Origin of the sequence: Kitasatospora sp. NBC_01250, from assembly GCF_036226465.1 — a bacterium.
Lineage (GTDB): Bacteria > Actinomycetota > Actinomycetes > Streptomycetales > Streptomycetaceae > Kitasatospora.
This window is the reverse complement of record NZ_CP108476.1, coordinates 4,930,826-4,949,246: the sequence shown is the minus strand read 5'-3', so window position 1 is coordinate 4,949,246 and position 18,421 is coordinate 4,930,826. Positions and strand designations below refer to the sequence as shown.

Here is an 18,421-nt window from a genome sequence, read left to right as displayed (position 1 = left end):
GGTGCGTCCTGGGAGCTGGCTGGAGGACGGAGGTCCCTCGTGCTGCGGGATGACCGGGGTGCGGACGACCCCTAGGGGTCGCCGGTTGCTGAGGCACCGTCAGTTCCGCTATTCGAGCAGCTTCGCCTGGAGGCCGGCCACTTGGCGGAAGGCCTGCTCGGGCACGCCGTGCGGGTCGGTCATCAGCACGGTGACCACGACGTCGCCCGCGTTCAGGTAGGCGATCTCACCGGTCGGCGCCTGCGAACCCTGCCGCGGCGTGGTCCGGACGCAGTCGTTGGAGACGATGTTGCCGCTGACCGGCAGGTCCGGCCCGGACACCGCGTGCGGGACCGCCTTCGGGCTGCCGTTGTCGTTCAGTCCCTCGTAGAAGTCGTCGCCCTCGGTCGACGAGCCGAACCTGAGCAGCCAGATCTCGGTGCGGGTGCCGTCCTTGGTGGTCCACACCCGGGTGGCGGCGGTGCGGCACGCGTCGGTGGTGAGCAGCGTCGGCAGCTCGGCGGCGTCGTCGTGCAGCTTGGCGTAGTCGGCGCAGGAGGTGGTGGCGGGGGCGGTCGCGGTGAGGGTCGCGCCGGCGGACGGGGTCGCGGTGGGGGATGCGGTCGTGGTGGGGGATGCGGTCGTGACGGGCACGCTCGGGCTCGGGGCCGACGAGATGTCCGCGACGTCGGCGGCGCCGGAGGGGCTGGACGTGCTGCTGGGGCTCGGGCCGGAGGTCGGGCTCTGGCTCGGGGCGGGGCTGTTGCGGGTCGGCCCCGAGCCCGCCACCGAGACGGCCTCCTTCGGTGCCGGCAGCAGGAGTTGGCTCAGGTCCGCGTAGTGCCGCTGGTGCGCCCGCGGGTCGGCCGGGGAGGGCAGGCCGGCCGGCAGCCGCGGCAGCGACAGCGGGGCGAAGGTGTAGCGGCCGTCGCTGCGGGTGGCGAGCCCGGGGAGGTCGGTGCGCGGCGGCGCCATGACCGCGAAGGCCGTCCCGGTGGCACCGGCTGCCAGGAGCAGCGTGGCCGCGCTCCAGCGCAGCACCGCGGCCCGGCGGGGGCGGCGGCGCGGGCGCGGGGCTTCGGCGGTGGCGAGCGGGTCGACGGCGAACTGCGGGGCGGGGGCGGCGGGCTCGGCGGGCGCGGTGGGCGCGGTGGGCTCCACCAACGTGGCGGGCGTCAGCGGCTCCGCCGGCTTGGTGGGCGCGGCGGGCTCAGCGGGTTCGGACGTGCTCTGGTCGGTCATGCGGATGCTCCCGGAATGGCCAGCCGCTCCAGCTGCTGACGGAAGATGGACACGGCCTCGCTCTTCGGCAGCGGCGCGACTCCTTCGACGTGCATGCTCACCAGCAGGTCGCCCACGCCGGCGGTGCAGTCCAGTTCGTCCAGCGGCGCGCCCGGATCGAGCGGCGGCAGGAAGCAGTGCGCGTCCGGGTAGCCGGGGACGGCCGGCCCCTGGCGGAACAGCCCGGAGTCCGAGAGCGCGCCGATGACGGCGCTCTCCGCCTCCACCGAGTGCTGGTTGAACTGGTCGAGCCAGAGCGTGGCGACCGTCTTCCCGTCCGCGGCACGGTAGCTGCGCACGCCCGCGCCCTTGCGGCCCTCGGCGCGCAGGGCGGCCTTCACCTGGTCGCGCTTGTCCTTGGGCAGGTCCTTGACCCGCTCGTCCAGGTAGGAGTTGAGCTGGTCCGGCGTCAGGTCGGTGTCGTTGCCGTAATCGCCTTCGTCCGGGCCCAGTTGGTAGCCGGCCGGCAGGGGCAGCAGCAGATCGCGCAGCGAGCCGAAGTGCGCGCCGTTCGACCAGGCGCCGTAGGAGTTCGGCGACGCGCTCGGGGCGGGGGCCGCCGGCCGGCCGCTCGGAGCCGACGCGGCGACCGGGGCGGGCGCGTCGCCGTACCCGGCCTTGATGACGGCGACCCCGATGCCCGCGCCGAGCAGCACGGCAGCGGCCACGGCGGCCGTCACGCGCAGCACGCGGCGGGCGCGCGGGCGGGGGTGCGGGGCTTCGGTGGCCGGGGCGACCGGGGCAGCCGGGGCAGCCGGGGAGGCTTCAGCGGCCGGGGTGGCCAGGGCCTCCGGGGACGGCCCGGGGTTGTCGAGGTCGCTCACGCCAGTCGCTCCCACTGCTGCTTGGCCAGGTCCCTGACCACGTCCGCGCTCACCTGGGCGGTGCCGAAGGCCTCCACGTCCACCACCACGTCGCCCCGGCGGGTCAGCGCCCGGCCGTGGTAGAAGGACTCGGTGGTGTCGGCGTAGGTCTCCTGCGTCGCGGGCGCCGCGTAGGCACCCGCCATGCCGCCGCCGAACGGCGTGCCGGTGAAGCGCATCGAACTCATGGCCGCGAGCGCCGAGTAGGAGTTGTCGGAGAAGTACTGGACCAGCTGGACCCGGTACTTCACGCCGTCCTTCTGCCAGGAGGTGACCGCCGCCCGGCGGAACCCGTTGGTGGCCAGCTGCGTGAAGTTGTCGGCCGAGTGGCCGGTCTCCATGGCGATCTGGCTGATGCTCTCCCAGTCCCCGGAGTCCGCGAGGCCGAAGTCGTCCCAGTCCTGGGCCCCGTCCGGCCTGGGCAGCAGCAGCGGGCGGAGATCGCCGTCGATGGCCAGCGGCCGGGGAGCGATCGCCGCCGAGTCCTGGGCGTCGAGGTGGGCCGCCGGATAGGCGGGGGCCGCCGCCGGCAGCAGGGCGGGCAGCGGCGTCGGCGGGCGGTGCTGCTGGACCGCATAGCCGATGCCGGCGCCCAGCAGCGGTCCGAGCAGCAGGGCACCGACCAGCAGCAGCGCGGTCCGCGGACGCCGGGCGGCCGGCTCCTCGTCGGGGCGCGTGGCGTCGGGCTGCGCGTCGTCAGGCAACGCGTCGTCGGGCAACGCGTCGTCGGGCAGCGCGTCGTCGGGCTGCGCGTCAGGTACGGCGGCGGGGGTGCTCAGGGCGGGCTCCAGCGCGGTGGGAACGGGGGTCGGGGGCGGACCGCTGAGGTCCCCGGGCTCAGCCACCGGCGACCAGCCGATCGTGCTGACGCTTCATCACATCGGCGAGCAGCGCCTTGTCCGGGTCGCCCTTCACCGAGACCTTCACCTCGTACTCGACGTCGCCGACCCGGCTGACGCCGACCAGGCCACCGGTGTAGGCCTGCTGCTCCGGCTTGAAGACGAAGCCCTTGGCCTCGCTGTCGCCGTCCACGGAGGTCGGCGGCCCGTCACCGTAACTCGCGCCCTGGAGCCATGCCTTGGCGTTGTCGGCGGAGGAGAAGCGCATCAGCCGGGCCGACACCTCCGCCCTCCCGTCGGCGGTGCGGTACTCGCGGTAGACCGCCTCCTGGTAGCCGTAGGAGTTTAGGACCGGCTTGATCTGGTCGGACTGCGCGTAGTCCTTGGCCAGGTCGTCCAGGTCGAGCGCGACGCCGTCCGGCGAGCCGTAGGACTCGCCGCCGTCGGGGATCGGCAGCAGGAAGTAGCGCAGATCGCCACCGTGCGTCGAGCCGTTGACCGTGCCGTGCAAGGTGCTGCTGGGCGCGGGGGCGAGGGTGATGGTGGGCAGCGGCACCGGGGAGGGGCTGTCGCTCGGGCCCAGGTCCCCGCCCGGCGCCGGGCTCGGCGAGGAGTTCGCGCCGGCCGCCACCGACCGGGCGTGCCCGTGGTCGGGCCTGCCGATCGCCACGGTGACGGTGGCGCTGGCCGCGGTCACCACGAGCAGGCCGACGGTGGCCAGCGTGACGGCCGCCGCCCGGGAGCGCCGGCGAGCCGCGGCGGGGACCTCGGGCACTGGCTCCGGCTGCCCTGCTGACGCGTGCTGGACCACGGTCGGTGTCTCTGCTGACTCGTGGTCAACGGCGTTTTCGGGCGCGGACAAGGGACTCCCCCCAGGAGTGAAGCACCATCAGGCAGGAGGAAATTATGAGAGACCGGCGTGGACGGCCTCAACGCGACAATCCACGCCTTTCACCCCATGGCTTCACCAATCAGACACGTCGTGATCGAACCGCAATGGTTCGCTCAGCCGAGCTGGGCCATCGCCTCGGTGGCGATCCGCTCGAAGACGGCGAGGTCGCTCGCGAAGATCGAGTCCGGCACCGGCCAGTGGACCACCAGCTCGGTGATTCCGATCTCCTGGTACCGCCCCGCCCAGTCCACGAACGCGTCCAGCGACTCGAGCGGCCGCTCCGCGGTCGACCCCTGCAGCAGCACCTTCTCCAGCTCGGCCACGTCCCGCCCGCGCGCCTCGCAGGCGGCCCGCAGCTTGGCCAGCTGCCCCTCGATCACCGCGGGCGCCTGCTCCACCGGCACGTCGCCGGGCCCGCGCGGGTCGCCGTAGGTCACCCAGCCCTGCCCGTACTCCGCCGCCAGCCGCAGCCCGCGCGGCCCCGTCGCCGCGACGTAGAACGGCACCCGGGGCTGCTGCACGCAGCCGGGGATGTTGCGCGCCTCGACGGCCGAGTAGTACCGGCCCTCGCTGGTGGTGGCGTCCTGGGTGAGCAGTTCGTCCAGCAGCGGCAGGAACTCGCCGAACCGGTCCGCCCGCTCCTTGCCCGACCAGGCCTCCTGGCCCATCGCCGTCGCGTCGAACCCCGACCCGCCGGCCCCGATCCCGACCGTCAGCCGGCCGTCCGAGATGTCGTCGACGGTCAGCAGCTCCTTGGCCAGCGTGACCGGGTGGCGGAAGTTGGGCGAGGTGACCAGGGTGCCGAGGCGGATCCGCTCGGTGGCGGCGGCAGCAGCCGTGAGGGTCGGGATCGACCCGAACCACGGCTCGTCGCGGAACGAGCGCCAGGAGAGGTGGTCGTAGGTGTACGCGGCATGGAAGCCGAGGTCCTCGGCCTGCTGCCAGATCTTCTGACCCGCTGACCAGCGGTGGATGGGGAGGATCACGGTGCTCAGTCGCATACCGCCGACCCTATGCCCCCGACGGTCATGGAACCCAAACCACGGCATGACGTAGCAGCTCACCATTCGGCGAACGATGGAGAGACGAAATTTATTCCGCCAATCCGAGAGATAACCTCCGGTTACAGTGGCCTAAATTTTTCTGTCCCGATGACTGGGATCACTCCTTCGCCATCCAGAGCTTTGAGTGTCCCCAGGAGTTTGCCCTGGGCCCAGCTATTCCATGATTTAGCGATCAGGTTATAGGAGCTCTTGCGTCCGGCGCTGGTCCCAAGGAGTACTCGGTCGCGAAAAAATCGATTCCGCAGAACAAGGCGTGGATCCTTCTGATCCATGTTGGCACCAGATACCAATCCGTTGGCCCAGTCCTCAATCCTATCGGCGTACTCCGTGCGCGCAGCCTGGGCCAGAACCACCAGATGGGTGGGCTGGTTGATTCCTGCCGCCCTGTAGGAGGCGGCGGCTAGGGGGGCCAGGTTGACCAGCTCTGGCCAGGCGGCCACCGCCCTCAGGATATCGGAAGTTGTCGCCTTGGTGTCATAGAAGCCGTCAAATAGAGTCACCGGATCCCACATCTTGTAGAGCTGGCCGATAATTCGGGCCGCAGCCGCCACGATCACGCGATGCGGGATCTTCAGAAGCTGAGCTGCTTGGCGCCTATGTCCTGCATCGAGAACGTCAAACGTCTCGACGAGACAGTTTGGAATCACGAGCATCTCAACCGAGACATTCGAGAGCTTGATCGCCTTCAGTCAATGCTGCCCGTCGAGCAGCTTGCCCGTGGTATCGAATGCGATTCCTTGATGAGTTGTCCTCCACTCCCCCCTTGCCATGGATCGTGCATAGCGTTCGTAGACCGTGTCCGAGAGAACGCGATTGTGCTCCGGATTGCAGTGGGTGAGCCAGAGGTCTGCCATATGTGGCGTAATGATCATGTAGGACGGGCCGTCGGGGAGCGGCGGGAGCTTTACGGTCGACAAAAATTACTCCTCTACAAAAGGGATACAGAAATTTCCGTCGGTAATTTTAGCCTCAGCTCCCGATTGCGGCTAGCGATTGCTTGATAGTAGGCAAACTGCGACAGAATTTATTTGATTTCTGATCGATCTTCCTTCGGATCCGACTCTGTGCGCCATGAGGATCGACTGTATGGACGGCGGCGCGAACAGTCTCAGCAGCCACGGCCCCAGTCCTGGAGAGCCTCTGGCCGGCCGCCGTCGAGGTCATCTACGACGAGGACGACGGGATGGCCTTTGCTGCGCGCTCCACGGGATGCCGGGGAAGCTCTTTGCGGCCCTGCCCTCGCGGGCTGCAAGCGGCACCAGGGCCTGCTGCACCGGCGCAAGCCCTGGTTCTGCGAGAGCAAGCCCCGCCCGAGCGTCTCCGTGATCGGCGAGCGCCAGTGAGTTCGCTGCGAGTGGGCCCGAGGTTCAGCAGGGCCCGGCGCGTGCCGCGTACGTCTGGGCGCTCGGGCGCTCGGTCGCTCGTAGGGGTGACATGGCGGCTTCCAATGAACAGTTGCATAAGGCGCAAGCTACTCTTCAACTTATGCAATCTCCTCCGCCGGCGCTGCTGCCGCTCCTACGAACGCCGTTCCAGGGAGAGATGCTGGCCTGGTTGTACCTGCATCCGCAGGAAGAGACCTCGCTGGCCGACATCGCCGCGCGCTTCGGCGTCTCGACTGCAACCGCGAGCCGCGAGGCGGACCGGCTGGTCGAGGCAGAACTGGTCACAGAGCGACGGCACGGAAACCTCCGACTCCTGCGGGCCAACGCCATTGGGCGGCTGGCAGGCCCACTGACCGAGTTGTTCGCCCTCACCTACGGTCCGATCGCCGTGCTCGGCGACCTGCTGCTGCCGATTGCCGGCGTGGAGGAAGCCCGCATCTACGGCTCCTGGGCAGCCCGCTACTCAGGAGAGCACGGTGGGGTGCCCAACGACGTCGATGTGCTCGTGGTGGGTAGCCCCGACGAGGACGAGCTGTACGAGGCTGCACGCAAAGCGGAGCGCCTACTCGACCGAGAAGTCAACGTTCACCGGGTCTCATCGGCCCGCTGGCACGAGCCGGGCACGGACCCGTTCCTCACGGGCATCAGAAGCCGGCCGACGGTTCAGCTCGAAGCGTTCGAAAGGAAGCACAAGGGATGAAGTGGCAGCAGGGCCGCGCCGCAGTCGAAGGCATGTTGACCCGCAAGGAGCTGGAGCGAGTACCCGCGAGCCGGGAGCAGGCCGACAACCTGCTGGCTCAAGCGTCGAACCACCTCAAGGCAGCAGAGGCGGTCGTGTCATTCGATGCCATCGGCGCCTACCAGCTTCTGTACGACGCAGCCCGCAAGGCGCTGGTCGCAGTGCTGGAGAACCAGGGGCTGCGACCGACCAGCCGAGGGGGTCACATCGCGGTCCTGGAAGCCGTCAGCGCGCAGCTCGATCCACCTCTCGGGGCGACCCTCAGGCCCTTCGACCGCATGCGCCGACGCCGGAATCAGGCGGAGTACGCGGATCTGGACGCACCCGGGATCGAAACCCAAGACGTGACCAACGATGTCCCGAAGGTCAAGGCGATCATCGAGCTTGCGCAGCGCGTCCTGGATGAAATGAGCCCGTTCTGACGTACTTCGGTGACCGCCCGGGGCGATCGGACCAGGTCAGACTGCGATAGGTGAACGAGGCTTGACCGAGGTGACCAGGGTGCCGAGGCGGATCCGCTCGGTGGCGGCGGCAGCAGCCGTGAGGGTCGGGATCGACCCGAACCACGGCTCGTCGCGGAACGAGCGCCAGGAGAGGTGGTCGTAGGTGTACGCGGCATGGAAGCCGAGGTCCTCGGCCTGCTGCCAGATCTTCTGACCCGCTGACCAGCGGTGGATGGGGAGGATCACGGTACTCAAGCGCATGCTGTCGACCCTAGTCCCCAGCCGCACCCGGGGCCCCGTCCACCGCTCGTGGGTCAGCCCTCGAACACGCGCCGGAAGTCCGCCAGGACACTGCGCGAGAACTCGTCCTCGGCCGGGTCCGCCGGGGTCACCAGCGACACGAGGAAGAACTCGGACATCAGCAGTTCGACCCCGTCGGCCGCGGTCGCCACCTCGTGGTCCGCTGCCTCGATGCCCTGCAGTCGGGCACCGATCCGCGAGCGGTGGAATTGATAGAAGATCGAGAAAGGACCCTCGCCGTTGACGTCCAGGGAATAGCCGGAGTCTTCCCAGAACTCTTCCATCTCGGCGCCGCTGGAAAATGTCAGGATCTCCGAGTACTTGGCGTCGGGATCGATCTCCAGCTGCCATTCGGCACCGAAGGACTCGGCAACCGGCACTCCGCCGAAGTACAGCGAGGGCCACCGCTCGCGCTGCGCCTCGATGAACCGGACGACCCGCTCGCCGAACGAGAAATCGATCAGGAAATCTGTCCCGAATCCCGTGATCTCCATCGAACCCCTCCAAGAGACGGTGCGCCGACGCTAGCCCGACCAGCCCGACGTCGGTCCATGATAGGTGATCGACCCCTTGGGGATCCGTATGTCATCCGGGCTGAACCAGACGTGGGAACGCCCGCCGCGAATCCTTCCGGGAAACTGGTCGGCCGGCACCTGGAATTCGATGAGGTATTGCGATTTCTCGTTGGTGATGCCCAGGAACGACTTGAAGCCGCCTTTTTTCGCGAGGATCTCCGCAGGACTCATGGGTGTCACGTAGACGCCGCGCGGATGCCCCTTGTCCGGCGAGGAGGCCTTGAGCAGGATGCTCTCCTTCGACCCGCCGCTCATGATCTTCTTGTAGCTGTCCTCACTGGTGAAGTGCCGGATGGTGACCGGATCGGCCGCCTTGGGCGTCTCGGGGGCCCGGGAACGGCTGGAGCCGCGGTGCGGCGAGAGCCCGAGGTGGTCGGTCCACGTGTGCGGGTTGTGGACGTAGGCCTCGTAGTTCTGGGCCGGCGCCAGCCCCAGCGGGTCAGGGCTGACGTAGCGCGCGGTCTCCGGGTCGTAGTAGCGGTGGTGGTTGTAGTGGAGCCGCGTCTCGGGGTCGAAGTACTGGCCGGGAAAGCGCAGCGGGGTGTAGGTGGCGCTGCCGGCGGGCCAGGAGGTGGCTCCCCACAGCGTGGCGGTGGCGCGCCACGCCACGGAGTCGGTCGCCGTGTCGACCAGTTCGACCGGCGTGCCGACCAGGTCGGTCACGATCGCGAAGAACCGGCGCTCCGATCTGCCCGGGGCCGCGATCGTCTCCGTCTGCGCCAGCGGGTGGAGCCCGTCGTGGTCCCAGCTCAGCGTGTGCGGACCGGGCAGGTAGGGCGCGTGCGTGGTCTGCTCGGCGAGGGTGGAGCCGTCCCAGGTGAACTCCGTGCGTTCCACCACGGCCGAACCGTCCAGGCGCTGCTTGGCGATGCGCCGCCCGAGCGGGTCGTAGAGGTACTGCCAGCAGGCGCCGTCCGGTGTCGTGACGCCGGTGAGGCGGTCCTGCGCGTCCCAGGTGTAGCGCCAGGTGTCCGGCTCGCGCGACTGCCGCGCGACCTGCCGGAGCGTCATGCGGCGGGCCGCGTCGTACGCGTAGCCGACCCGCCCGGCCGAGACGAGCCGGGTCCCGGCGTAGGAGCGGGCTCCGAGCGCCGCCCGGCCGGCCGAGGAGGCGGGCCAGTCGGCGGCGGTGAGGTTGCCGGCCGGATCGTAGGAGTAGTTCTCGGTCCAGCCGGCCGCCCGCACCGCGGTGACCCGGCCCACCGCGTCGAGGACGAACTCCCGCGGCCCACCGAGCAGATCGTCGAGGCCGATCAGGCCGTCGTCCGCACGGTAGACGTAGTCGTGGCGTCCCAGCACGGTGTCCGGGGTGCCCAGCACCCGGCCGATCAGCCGGTTGCGGCTGTCCCAGCTGCTGGTCAGGGTGAGACGGCCGCCGATGACCCGCCGGGTCTCCCGGCCGGCCCGGTCGTGGGCGAAGTCGAAGGACCCGCCGGGGGTCGTGAGGGCCGTCGGCCGCCCGGCCGCGTCGTAGCTCCACGTGCTGACGTGGCCCGCCGGTGTGGTTCTTCGGACCACCCGGCCCAGCGGGTCGCGGTCACTGACCAGGGTTCGCCCGTTGACGGTCTCCGTCCGCACGTTGCCGACGGCGTCCACGGTGCGAACGAGCTCGACGCCGGGGCCCGTTGCCCCGATCAGGTGGCCACCGGGGTCGTAGCTGTACCGCGTGGTCCGTCCGGCGGCGTCCAGCGAGACGGTACGGCCGAGCCGGTCGCGCTCGTACCGCAGCTGCTGTCCCAGCGGATTGACCAGCGTGCCGAGCTGCCCGGCGGCATCGAGCCCGTACCGGACCGTCCGTCCGTTGAAGTCCCGTTCGCCGACCAGGCGCCCGGCCGCGTCGTAGCTGTAGGTCCACCGCAGGCCGAGCGCGTTGGTGACACCCGTCAGCTGCATGTGGGCGTCGTGCTCGAACGCGTAGCGGGCGCCGTCCGGGTCGGTCCGGGCGGCCAGGGTCTCGAAGTGGCCGTACTCGTAGCCGGTGACCTGGCCGAGTTGGTCGACATGGGCGAGCAGGTTGCCCTCACCGTCGTACGTCCAGGTCTCGCAGGCGCCGTCCGGTGTCGTGCGCGAGGCCGGGTAGCCCTCGATCGTCCAGGACAGCCGGGTGACCGCACCGAGCGGATCGGTGTGCGCCACGATCCGGCCGAACGCGTCGCGCTGGTAGCCGTTCGTGGCGCCGCTCGGATCGGTGATCCGCACCAGGAGGCCGGCCGCGTCACAGACGACCCTGGTAACCCCGCCGAGGGCATCGGTGACGGTACTCAGGTGCCCGTGCTCGTCGTAGCCGTAGGCCGTCGTGGCGCCGAGCGGATCGACGAGCGCGATCCGTCGCCCGGACTCGTCGTAGCTCTGCTGCCAGGTCGCCCCACCGGGTTCGACGACCTCGGTCGGCAGCGCGCCGCAGTCCGCGTAGCGCGCCGTGGTCCGTTCGCCGTCCGGGCGGGTGACCGTGATCAGGTCCCCCGCGCCGTCGTACGCGTAGCGGGTGGTGCGGCCCAAGGGGTCGGTCCGGGCGAGGAGGCGGTCGTACTCGTCGCGTTCGTCGTGGGTGGTGTGGCCCAGCGGATCGGTGACGGCGGTGATCTGGGCGTGTTCGTTGACGGTGTACGTGGTGGTGTGGCCCAGGGCGTTGGTCTCGGTGTGGGTCCGCAGGCCGGTGACCGGGTCCGGGTCGCCGTAGGTGAAGCGGAACTTGAGGGAGCCGTCGGCGCCGCCCTCGTCGATGACGCGGTCGAGGTGGTCGTAGACGTAGCAGTACTGGGAGTCGTTGCGGTCGGTCCAGGACAGGATGCGGCCGCCGGCGTCGTTGGCGAAGCGCATGGGCCTGCCGGAGGAGTTGTAGACGCTGGTCAGGTGGCCGTCGGTGTAGCCGTAGCGCAGCAGGAGGGCGTCGTGGCCGTCCGGGCCGGCACCGGCCAGGCGCAGGGCGGTGATGCGGTCGTTGTCGACGGTGACCAGCAGGCGGTAGCCGCCGGAGTGGGTGATGGAGTGCGGGGTGCCGTGCTCGTCGTAGGCGAGGTCGTAGTGGCGGCCGGAGCGGTCGCGGACCCGGGTGAGCAGGGCCTCGGTGCCGCCGGGCTCGAGGGTGAACTCGCGGACCAGGCCGGTGGCGCGGTCGGTGAGGGTGTAGCCGCCGGGGGCCAGGGCCAGGTCGCGGCGCTCGCCCGCGCTCGCCCGGACGGGATCGCCCGGTCCGGGGTGGGGGTAGGCCTGGGTGCGGCGGTCGGCGCCGAGGTGGACCACGCCCTCGGCGTCGATCTCCAGGCGCTCGTCGAAGGTGCAGACCCAGCGGCGGCCCATCCAGCGCCCGGCCCGGTAGCCGGACTCGAAGGTGCGGGTGAAGAGCAGCGGGAGCGAGCCGGGCAGCGAGGCGTCCACCTGGTCGATGAACATCCGCCCGGTGGCCATGTCGACGGGCTCACCGCCCGGGCAGACCGCGTCCTCCGTGCGGCCGGCCTCGCGGGGGTCGGCCGCCTGGCGGCGACCGGCGCCCTCGTCTCCCGGCTTGGACCGGTCCCCGCTCCCGCCCGGCAGGTGCGGCTCGTCGTGCTCGGCGTCCCCCATGATCTTCTTCAACGCCGACTCGTGCTCGGCGTCCGCCTCAGCGGTGCGCTTGGCCACGGTCTTCAGCTTGGTGCCGGCCGAGTGGTAGAGGTCCTTGACCGTCTTGCCGGCGTCCTCCGCCAGCGTCTTGCCCAGCCGCCTGGCGCCGTCCTCCAGCGCCTGCACGATGCGGTTGCTCATGTGAAGTCCACCCCCGTCAGCCGGCCCTTCAGCAGTTGGGCGTGGCCCTCGACCTCCTGGGCGTGCGAGGTCACCGTGTCGGCGTGGTCCTCCAGGGCCTTCGGGTCGATCATGAAGCCGCTGCCGCCGGGCCCGGCGCTGCCCGGGACGCCCAGGACGCCCTCGACCGCTTCGAAGGCGAGACCGCTGACCGCCTTGGCCACGATGTCCACCAGCGGGCCGATCGCGGCCTCGATCACCTCGCCGATGATGTACTGCTCGAGCTGCTGCTCCAGGTAGTCGGTGATGCGCTCGGCGCCTTCGACGATCAGCGCCATGCCGGCCTCCGCCAGGCCCAGCGTCATCACCGAGGCCGCCTGGTCGGCGGCGAACGTCACGGCCAGCCCGCCGAGTTCGCCGATCGCCTGCCACTTCATCGCCACGATCGTGTCGGCCGCCGCGTCCAGCGCGGTGGCCACCGTGTGGCAGGCGTCGACCAGGTCGGTCATGTGGGTGGACGACAGCTTCGCCCAGCTCGCCACCAGCGTCTCGTAGGAGGCGCCCTGGTAGCTGGCCGCCAGCTGGTGGACGGTGGCCGTCGCCTTCTGGTGCGTACCGTCCACGCCGTCCGCGAACTCCCGGATGTGGGAGGCCATGTCGCGGACCTTGTCCTCGTTCACGTTCGGCCAGTTCACCCCGATGAACTGGAGCATCGAGACGACTTCGCCCGGTAGTTCGATCGCCATGCTTCCCCCGTCAAGTCACATGCGCGAAACAGACGTTAGTCCACCGGGCGGACGGTGCGAAGGGCTCTGGCGAGCTTCACCCGATCGGCGTGCCCCGGGGAGGTGCGCAAAAGTGCACCTCCCCGGGTGGAGCTGGGCCCAGGACGCCGGGCAGCGGCCTCCGGCATCGTCACAGGTGCCGAAGGCCGGCATCCGACGAGGGGGCACAGTGTCCGAGACCATGCAGGCAGTGCGGGGCGCCGCCCCGGGCAGGGCCGTGCCGCGGTCCCGCTTCTGGCGGGCGACCGCGGTGTTCACGATCGCGACCTGGCTCGGCGCCGGCGCCCTGCTGGCGCTCCAGCCGGTCGTCCGCCTCGATCCGCAGCTCCTGATGCTGCCCCAGTTCGGGCCGAGCCTCGGGGTGCTGGCGGTGCTGGCGCTCTGCCGCCGCGGGCCCGGGACGGCGGGGCACCGGCCCGCCCCGGGCATCCGGGCGGTGCTCGCCCGCTGCGCGGTGGGGGCCGGCGTGCTGGGCGCGATGTTCGCGCTCTGCCTCGGGGCGCTCCGCCTGATGGGCCGACCGGTCCACCTGACCGGTCCCGGATCGTTCGCGCACCCGTTCTGGCTGATCGCCGTCCTCCAGCTGATCGGCGCGTGCGGCGAGGAGCTGGGCTGGCGGGTCTTCCTGCAGCCGCACCTGGAGAGCCGCCGCTCGGGCCCGGTGGCGGCGCTCGTCGTCGGCGTGCTGTGGGGGACCTGGCACGTGCAGTACTACGCGTTCGGCGCCGCGTTCGTGGCAGCCTTCCTGGTGATGACGGTCGCGATCTCCGTCATCATGAGTGACCTGGTCAGGGGTGTGGGGGCGGGCGGCGGGGCGCTGCTGGTCGCCGGCTCGTTCCACTGGCTGATGAACCTGGGCACGCTCACGCTGCTCGACTGCGAGAAGGGGAGTCTCGTCAACATGGTGATCCTCGCCGGCGGTTCGACGGCCGCCGCGACAGCGCTGCACACCCTCGTTGGCCGCTACCGGAGGATGTCCCGGTGAAGAGTTCCGCGAACCGGGGTGGCGCCGACAGCTGGGCCGACCGCCTGCTCGCCCCCGGCCGGGGCCTGCTGCTCGCCTGGTGGGCACTGGCCGAGGCTGCTGTGGTGCTCGCCCTCACCGCGGCCGGTCTGCTGCTGGGCGCCGGCCTCGGCTGCTACCTGCTGCGGCCCTCCTTCGACGGGCTGCGCCGGGTGGCCACCACGGCCCGCGACCGCGCCGAGCGCTGGGGCGGCGTGGCGATCCCCGCGCCCTACCGTGCGCTGCCGCCGCCGCGGGCCGGGCTCCGGGGCCGGATCCAGGAGGGCCGGGCGCTGCTGGACGACCCGGCCACCCTGCGCGACCTGTGGTGGTCGATGACCGACCCCTACGTCGGGGCGGCGCTCGCGAGCGCGCCCGCCGCGCTGATCGGGTACGGCGCCTTCGGGGCCTTCGTCCAGCCCTTCGTCTGGCGGCCGATCGAGCGGGCCGGGGGCAGCAACTGGTACACCGCCGTCCACGTGCACTCCACCGCGACGGCGCTGGCCGCGGCGGCCGTCGGGCTCGCGCTGATCGCGGCCGGCCTGCTCGTCGGGCCGCCGGTCCTGCGGCTGCACGCCCGGTGGACCGCGCTGCTGCTGGCGCCCTCCCGCTCGGCGCGACTGCACCAGCGCGTCACGCACCTCGCCGACACCCGCGCCGAGGCGGTGGACACCCGGGCCGCCGAGCTGCGCCGGATCGAGCGCGACCTGCACGACGGCGCGCAGGCCCGACTGGTCGCCGTGGGCATGAGCCTCGGCAACGCCGAGCAGCTGATCGGCGCGGATCCCGAGGCGGCCCGGGAGCTGGTGGTGCTGGCCCGTGAGGCGTCGTCGAAGGCGCTGGAGGAGATGCGGAACCTGGTGCGCGGCATCCACCCGCCCGTCCTCGCCGACCGCGGGATCGCCGACGCCGTGCGCGCACTGGCCCTCGACGCGCTGCTGGACGTCGAGGTGCGGGCGCAGCTGGCGGGGCGGCCGACCGCGCCGATCGAGTCCGCCGCGTACTTCGCGGTCAGCGAGCTGCTCGCCAACGCGGCCAAGCACAGCGGCGCGAGCCGGGTGGACGTCGTGATCGGCCACCGGGACGGCACACTGACCGTCGAGGTCGGCGACGACGGCCGCGGTGGCGCCGACCCCGCCCTGGGCACCGGCCTGCGCGGCGTGGGGCGCCGACTGGCCGCCTTCGACGGCACCCTCACCGTGGCCAGCCCGCCTGGCGGCCCGACCACCATCCTCCTGGAGATCCCGTGCGTGTTGTCCTCGCAGAAGACCTCTTCATCCTGCGGGACGGACTGGTCCGCACCCTGACCGGGCACGGCTTCGACGTCGTGGCGTCCGTGGACAACGGGCCGTCGCTGCGCAAGGCGCTGATCGACCACCGGCCGGACATCGCGGTCGTCGACGTCCGGCTGCCGCCGTCCTGCACCGACGAAGGGCTGCAGGTCGCCCTCGAAGCGCGCCGCCGCACGCCCGGCCTCCCGGTGCTGGTGCTCTCGCAGTACGTGGAGCAGCTCTACGCCCGCGAGTTGCTGGCCGACGGCGCCGGCGCGGTCGGCTACCTGCTCAAGGACCGGGTCTCGCACATCGGCCAGTTCGTCGACGCGGTCACCCGGGTCGCCGCCGGGGGCACGGTGATGGACCCGCACGTCATCGCGAAGCTCCTGACCCGCGGCGACGCCCGGGGCCGCACCGCCGCACTCAGCCCGCGCGAGCGCGAGGTGCTCGAACTCATGGCGGAGGGCCGCTCGAACGCGGCGGTCGGCCAGCGGCTGGGCATCACGATGAGCGCGGTGACCAAGCACACCGGCGCCATCTTCGACAAGCTCGGGCTGCCGCCCTCCGACGACGACAACCGCCGGGTGCTCGCCGTCCTGGCGTACCTCAACCGCTGACCGCCGCCGCGGGAGCCGCGGCCGGCGGAAGGTTTCCGCGAAATCTCCCCGCGTTCCGCCGTGAGTTCCCGGCCGTCTCATGACACTGTCTCAGCACTCGTGCCGCTCCGGGGCACCGTACGGGACAGGACAGCCATGAGCGCTATCAATCGTCGCCGGTTCATCCAGATGGCCGGTGGTACGGCCGCGTTGTCCGCGCTTTCGACCAGCATCGCGCGCGCCGCCGAGATTCCCGCCCACCGACGCACCGGCAGCCTGCAGGACGTGGAGCACATCGTCGTCCTGATGCAGGAGAACCGCTCCTTCGACCACTACTTCGGGACGCTGCGCGGCGTGCGGGGCTTCGGGGATCCGCGCCCGGTGACGCTGCCGAGCGGGAAGCCGGTCTGGTACCAGTCGGACGGCAGCAAGGACGTGCTGCCGTTCCGGCCCACTGCCGACCACCTCGGGCTGCAGTTCCTGCAGGACCTCGCGCACGACTGGAACAGCAGCCACCAGGCCCGCAACCAGGGGCGGTACGACCAGTGGGTACCCGCCAAGACCGCGACCACGATGGCCTACCTCACCCGCGAGGACATCCCCTTCCACTACGCGCTGGCGGACGCGTTCACCATCTGCGACGCCTACCACTGCTCGCTGATCGGCCCCACCGACCCCAACCGGTACTACATGTGGAGCGGCTACGTCGGCAACGACGGGCGCGGCGGCGGCCCGGTGGTCACCAACGCCGAGGCCGGCTACTCGTGGACCACCTACCCCGAGCGGCTGGAGCAGGCCGGGGTCTCCTGGCGGATCTACCAGGACGTGGGCAACGGACTCGACGCGAAGGGTGGTTGGGGCTGGATAGAGGATGCCTACCGGGGCAACTACGGGGACAACTCGTTGCTCTACTTCAACCAGTACCGCAACGCCAAGCCCGGCGAGCCGCTCTACGACAAGGCCAGGACCGGCACCGACGCGCAGGGCGGCGAGGGCCTCTTCGACCAGCTCCGGGCGGACGTGACGGGCGGCAGGCTCCCCCAGGTCTCCTGGATCGTGGCCCCCGAGGCGTTCACCGAGCACCCGAACTGGCCCGCCAACTACGGCGCCTGGTACGTCTCCCAGGTGCTGGAGGCGCTCACCGCGGACCCGGAGGTGTGGAGCCGCACGGCGCTGCTCATCACCTACGACGAGAACGACGGCTTCTTCGACCACGTGGTGCCGCCGTACCCGCCCGCCACCGCGGCCCAGGGCCGCTCCACCGTCGACACCACCGGGGAGCTCTTCACCCCGGCCGCGGGGGACTCCAGCACCGCCGGTCCGTACGGGCTGGGGCAGCGGGTGCCGATGCTCGTCGTCTCGCCCTGGAGCAAGGGCGGTTCGGTCTGCTCGCAGACCTTCGACCACACCTCGATCATCCAGTTCATCGAGCGGCGGTTCGGGGTGCACGAGCCGAACATCTCGCCCTGGCGCCGCGCGGTCTGCGGCGACCTCACCGCGGCCTTCGACTTCCGCACCCCGGACGCGCAGGTCCCCGGGCTGCCCGACACCAGCGGCTACCTGCCGCCGGACGACAACCGGCACCCCGACTACAAGCCGGTGCCCCCCGCCGACCCGCAACTGCCCCGGCAGGAGCGCGGACTGCGGCCGGCGCGGGCGCTGCCGTACACCCTGGAGGCCGACGGTCGGATCGGCTCCGACGGACGGCTGCGGATCGACTTCGCCAGCCGGGGCCGGGCCGGTGCGCACTTCCTGGTGACCTCGCGGTCGCAGCCGGACGGCCCGTGGAGCTACACGGTGGAGGCCGGGCGCGAGCTGTCGGCCGACTGGAGCCTCGCGGAAAACGGGCCGGACGGCTACGACTTCACCGTGCACGGCCCCAACGGCTTCCAGCGCCGGCTCACCGGCCGCCCCGGCGGCGCGGCGGTGACGGTGACGGCCTGCCAGGACGGCGACAGCGGGCAGCTGGTGGTGACCCTGACCAACGACGGGGACAGCACCGTGCGGCTCACCGTCGCCGACGGCTACGGCAAGGAGCAGCCCGCGCAGTACCGGCTGCGGGCGGGCGCCCACGCCACGCACCGGGCGCGCACCGGGCAGAGCAGCGGCTGGTACGACCTGGCGGTCACCGCCGACCAGGACGCCGCCTTCCTGCGCCGCCTCTGCGGCCACCTGGAGACCGGGGCGGCGAGCACCAGCGACCCGGCCATGGCCACGGACTGAGCGGGGGCGGGGCGTAAGGGCGCGGGACCGAGGAACACTGGGTCGCATGAGCGAAGCGAGCGAGCAACCGGGCGCGGCCGGGTTCGAGCGGTTCCGCATGCAGTGCCCCAGCTGCAGCCAGGGGGTGCGCACCCGGCCCCGGACGGGGGCCAGGGCGACGGTCCGTCACGACGGACGGCAGGTCATCGTGGTCGGTACCAGCTACGTGGGCGAGAACTGCGCGGACTGCGACGGCGCGGGCTGGCTGCCGCTGGGCTCCGGGGACTGGCGCGGCCGGCCCGGGGCGGAGCCGGGCACCGAACCCGACCTCGCCCCGTGAGCGGCCCGGGCCCGGCGGCCGTCACTGCCGCCGGGCCCGGGCGCTTCCGGTGGGCCGGAGCGGCTGGAGTGGCCGGGGCGCTTCCGGTGGGCCGGCGGGCCGTCAGCCGCGGAGGACCGCCCGCTGGGCGGCCCCCGG

The 18,421-nt window shown here is 71.4% G+C and carries 16 protein-coding genes and 1 pseudogene; 7 read left to right on the top strand and 10 right to left on the bottom strand.

Annotation, left to right across the window (positions count from 1 at the left end):
* Window positions 1-108: 108 nt before the first annotated feature.
* The 6 genes from OG500_RS20705 to OG500_RS20680 form a co-directional block, all read right to left on the bottom strand.
* Complete coding sequence (locus tag OG500_RS20705; RefSeq protein ID WP_329582377.1) at window positions 109-1,221, bottom strand: hypothetical protein; 1,113 nt, start codon at window positions 1,219-1,221, stop codon at window positions 109-111.
* The gene (locus OG500_RS20700; protein ID WP_329582374.1) at window positions 1,218-2,084 is read right to left on the bottom strand and encodes a hypothetical protein; all 867 of its coding nucleotides are present in this window, start codon (window positions 2,082-2,084) and stop codon (window positions 1,218-1,220) included. Before OG500_RS20700 ends, OG500_RS20705 begins: the two co-directional genes overlap by 4 nt.
* Window positions 2,081-2,968 carry a hypothetical protein gene (locus OG500_RS20695; protein ID WP_329582371.1) on the bottom strand — a complete coding sequence of 296 codons (888 nt, stop codon included), beginning with the start codon at window positions 2,966-2,968 and terminating at the stop codon, window positions 2,081-2,083. The genes OG500_RS20700 and OG500_RS20695 overlap by 4 nt, the downstream gene beginning before the upstream one ends.
* A complete protein-coding gene (locus tag OG500_RS20690; RefSeq protein WP_329582369.1) occupies window positions 2,961-3,737 on the bottom strand; it encodes a hypothetical protein in 777 nt (258 codons plus the stop codon). Before OG500_RS20690 ends, OG500_RS20695 begins: the two co-directional genes overlap by 8 nt.
* Before the next feature lie 230 nt (window positions 3,738-3,967).
* A complete protein-coding gene (locus tag OG500_RS20685; RefSeq protein ID WP_329582367.1) occupies window positions 3,968-4,855 on the bottom strand; it encodes an LLM class flavin-dependent oxidoreductase in 888 nt (295 codons plus the stop codon).
* A 122-nt stretch (window positions 4,856-4,977) separates the two neighbouring features.
* Window positions 4,978-5,571: a hypothetical protein gene (locus OG500_RS20680; protein WP_329582363.1), complete on the bottom strand. Its 594-nt coding sequence runs from the start codon at window positions 5,569-5,571 to the stop codon at window positions 4,978-4,980.
* Window positions 5,572-6,403: 832 nt separating this feature from the next.
* Between OG500_RS20680 and OG500_RS20675 the strand changes: the two genes are divergently transcribed.
* Window positions 6,404-7,003: a MarR family transcriptional regulator gene (locus OG500_RS20675; protein WP_329582361.1), complete on the top strand. Its 600-nt coding sequence runs from the start codon at window positions 6,404-6,406 to the stop codon at window positions 7,001-7,003.
* Window positions 7,000-7,464 carry a HEPN domain-containing protein gene (locus tag OG500_RS20670; RefSeq protein WP_327068150.1) on the top strand — a complete coding sequence of 155 codons (465 nt, stop codon included), beginning with the start codon at window positions 7,000-7,002 and terminating at the stop codon, window positions 7,462-7,464. The genes OG500_RS20675 and OG500_RS20670 overlap by 4 nt, the downstream gene beginning before the upstream one ends.
* A 39-nt stretch (window positions 7,465-7,503) precedes the next feature.
* Here the strand turns inward: OG500_RS20670 and OG500_RS20665 are convergent.
* The 4 genes and pseudogenes from OG500_RS20665 to OG500_RS20650 all read right to left on the bottom strand — a co-directional run.
* Window positions 7,504-7,746 (bottom strand): annotated as a pseudogene (locus tag OG500_RS20665) (LLM class flavin-dependent oxidoreductase); the annotation flags it as partial.
* 53 nt (window positions 7,747-7,799) lie between these two features.
* Window positions 7,800-8,279, bottom strand: a complete 480-nt coding sequence (locus OG500_RS20660) for a hypothetical protein (protein ID WP_329582355.1) — start codon at window positions 8,277-8,279, stop codon at window positions 7,800-7,802.
* 30 nt (window positions 8,280-8,309) lie between these two features.
* On the bottom strand, window positions 8,310-12,104 hold the full coding sequence (locus tag OG500_RS20655; RefSeq protein WP_329582352.1) for a DUF6531 domain-containing protein: 3,795 nt from the start codon (window positions 12,102-12,104) through the stop codon (window positions 8,310-8,312).
* Complete coding sequence (locus tag OG500_RS20650; RefSeq protein ID WP_327068146.1) at window positions 12,101-12,829, bottom strand: WXG100 family type VII secretion target; 729 nt, start codon at window positions 12,827-12,829, stop codon at window positions 12,101-12,103. The genes OG500_RS20655 and OG500_RS20650 overlap by 4 nt, the downstream gene beginning before the upstream one ends.
* 220 nt (window positions 12,830-13,049) lie before the next feature.
* On the opposite strand from OG500_RS20650, the gene OG500_RS20645 reads away from it, so the two are divergent.
* The 5 genes from OG500_RS20645 (at window position 13,050) to OG500_RS20625 (ending at window position 18,283) form a co-directional block, all read left to right on the top strand.
* Window positions 13,050-13,853, top strand: a complete 804-nt coding sequence (locus tag OG500_RS20645) for a CPBP family intramembrane glutamic endopeptidase (protein ID WP_327068145.1) — start codon at window positions 13,050-13,052, stop codon at window positions 13,851-13,853.
* Window positions 13,850-15,178: a sensor histidine kinase gene (locus OG500_RS20640; RefSeq protein WP_329582346.1), complete on the top strand. Its 1,329-nt coding sequence runs from the start codon at window positions 13,850-13,852 to the stop codon at window positions 15,176-15,178. The genes OG500_RS20645 and OG500_RS20640 overlap by 4 nt, the downstream gene beginning before the upstream one ends.
* The gene (locus OG500_RS20635; RefSeq protein WP_327068143.1) at window positions 15,118-15,762 is read left to right on the top strand and encodes a response regulator transcription factor; all 645 of its coding nucleotides are present in this window, start codon (window positions 15,118-15,120) and stop codon (window positions 15,760-15,762) included. The genes OG500_RS20640 and OG500_RS20635 overlap by 61 nt, the downstream gene beginning before the upstream one ends.
* A 135-nt stretch (window positions 15,763-15,897) precedes the next feature.
* Window positions 15,898-17,964, top strand: a complete 2,067-nt coding sequence (locus OG500_RS20630; protein WP_329582341.1) for a phosphocholine-specific phospholipase C — start codon at window positions 15,898-15,900, stop codon at window positions 17,962-17,964.
* Between the two features lie 46 nt (window positions 17,965-18,010).
* Complete coding sequence (locus OG500_RS20625; protein WP_327068141.1) at window positions 18,011-18,283, top strand: hypothetical protein; 273 nt, start codon at window positions 18,011-18,013, stop codon at window positions 18,281-18,283.
* Window positions 18,284-18,421: the final 138 nt, after the last annotated feature.

Excerpts from the sequence above, each read along its gene's own strand:
- OG500_RS20630 (WP_329582341.1), top strand. The coding sequence starts at position 15,898 with ATGAGCGCTATCAATCGTCGCCGGTTCATCCAGATGGCCGGTGGTACG.
- OG500_RS20705 (WP_329582377.1), bottom strand. The coding sequence starts at position 1,221 with ATGACCGACCAGAGCACGTCCGAACCCGCTGAGCCCGCCGCGCCCACC.
- OG500_RS20660 (WP_329582355.1), bottom strand. The coding sequence starts at position 8,279 with ATGGAGATCACGGGATTCGGGACAGATTTCCTGATCGATTTCTCGTTC.
- OG500_RS20680 (WP_329582363.1), bottom strand. The coding sequence starts at position 5,571 with ATGCTCGTGATTCCAAACTGTCTCGTCGAGACGTTTGACGTTCTCGAT.
- OG500_RS20670 (WP_327068150.1), top strand. The coding sequence starts at position 7,000 with ATGAAGTGGCAGCAGGGCCGCGCCGCAGTCGAAGGCATGTTGACCCGC.
- OG500_RS20645 (WP_327068145.1), top strand. The coding sequence starts at position 13,050 with ATGCAGGCAGTGCGGGGCGCCGCCCCGGGCAGGGCCGTGCCGCGGTCC.
- OG500_RS20650 (WP_327068146.1), bottom strand. The coding sequence starts at position 12,829 with ATGGCGATCGAACTACCGGGCGAAGTCGTCTCGATGCTCCAGTTCATC.
- OG500_RS20655 (WP_329582352.1), bottom strand. The coding sequence starts at position 12,104 with ATGAGCAACCGCATCGTGCAGGCGCTGGAGGACGGCGCCAGGCGGCTG.
- OG500_RS20625 (WP_327068141.1), top strand. The coding sequence starts at position 18,011 with ATGAGCGAAGCGAGCGAGCAACCGGGCGCGGCCGGGTTCGAGCGGTTC.
- OG500_RS20675 (WP_329582361.1), top strand. The coding sequence starts at position 6,404 with ATGCAATCTCCTCCGCCGGCGCTGCTGCCGCTCCTACGAACGCCGTTC.
- OG500_RS20685 (WP_329582367.1), bottom strand. The coding sequence starts at position 4,855 with ATGCGACTGAGCACCGTGATCCTCCCCATCCACCGCTGGTCAGCGGGT.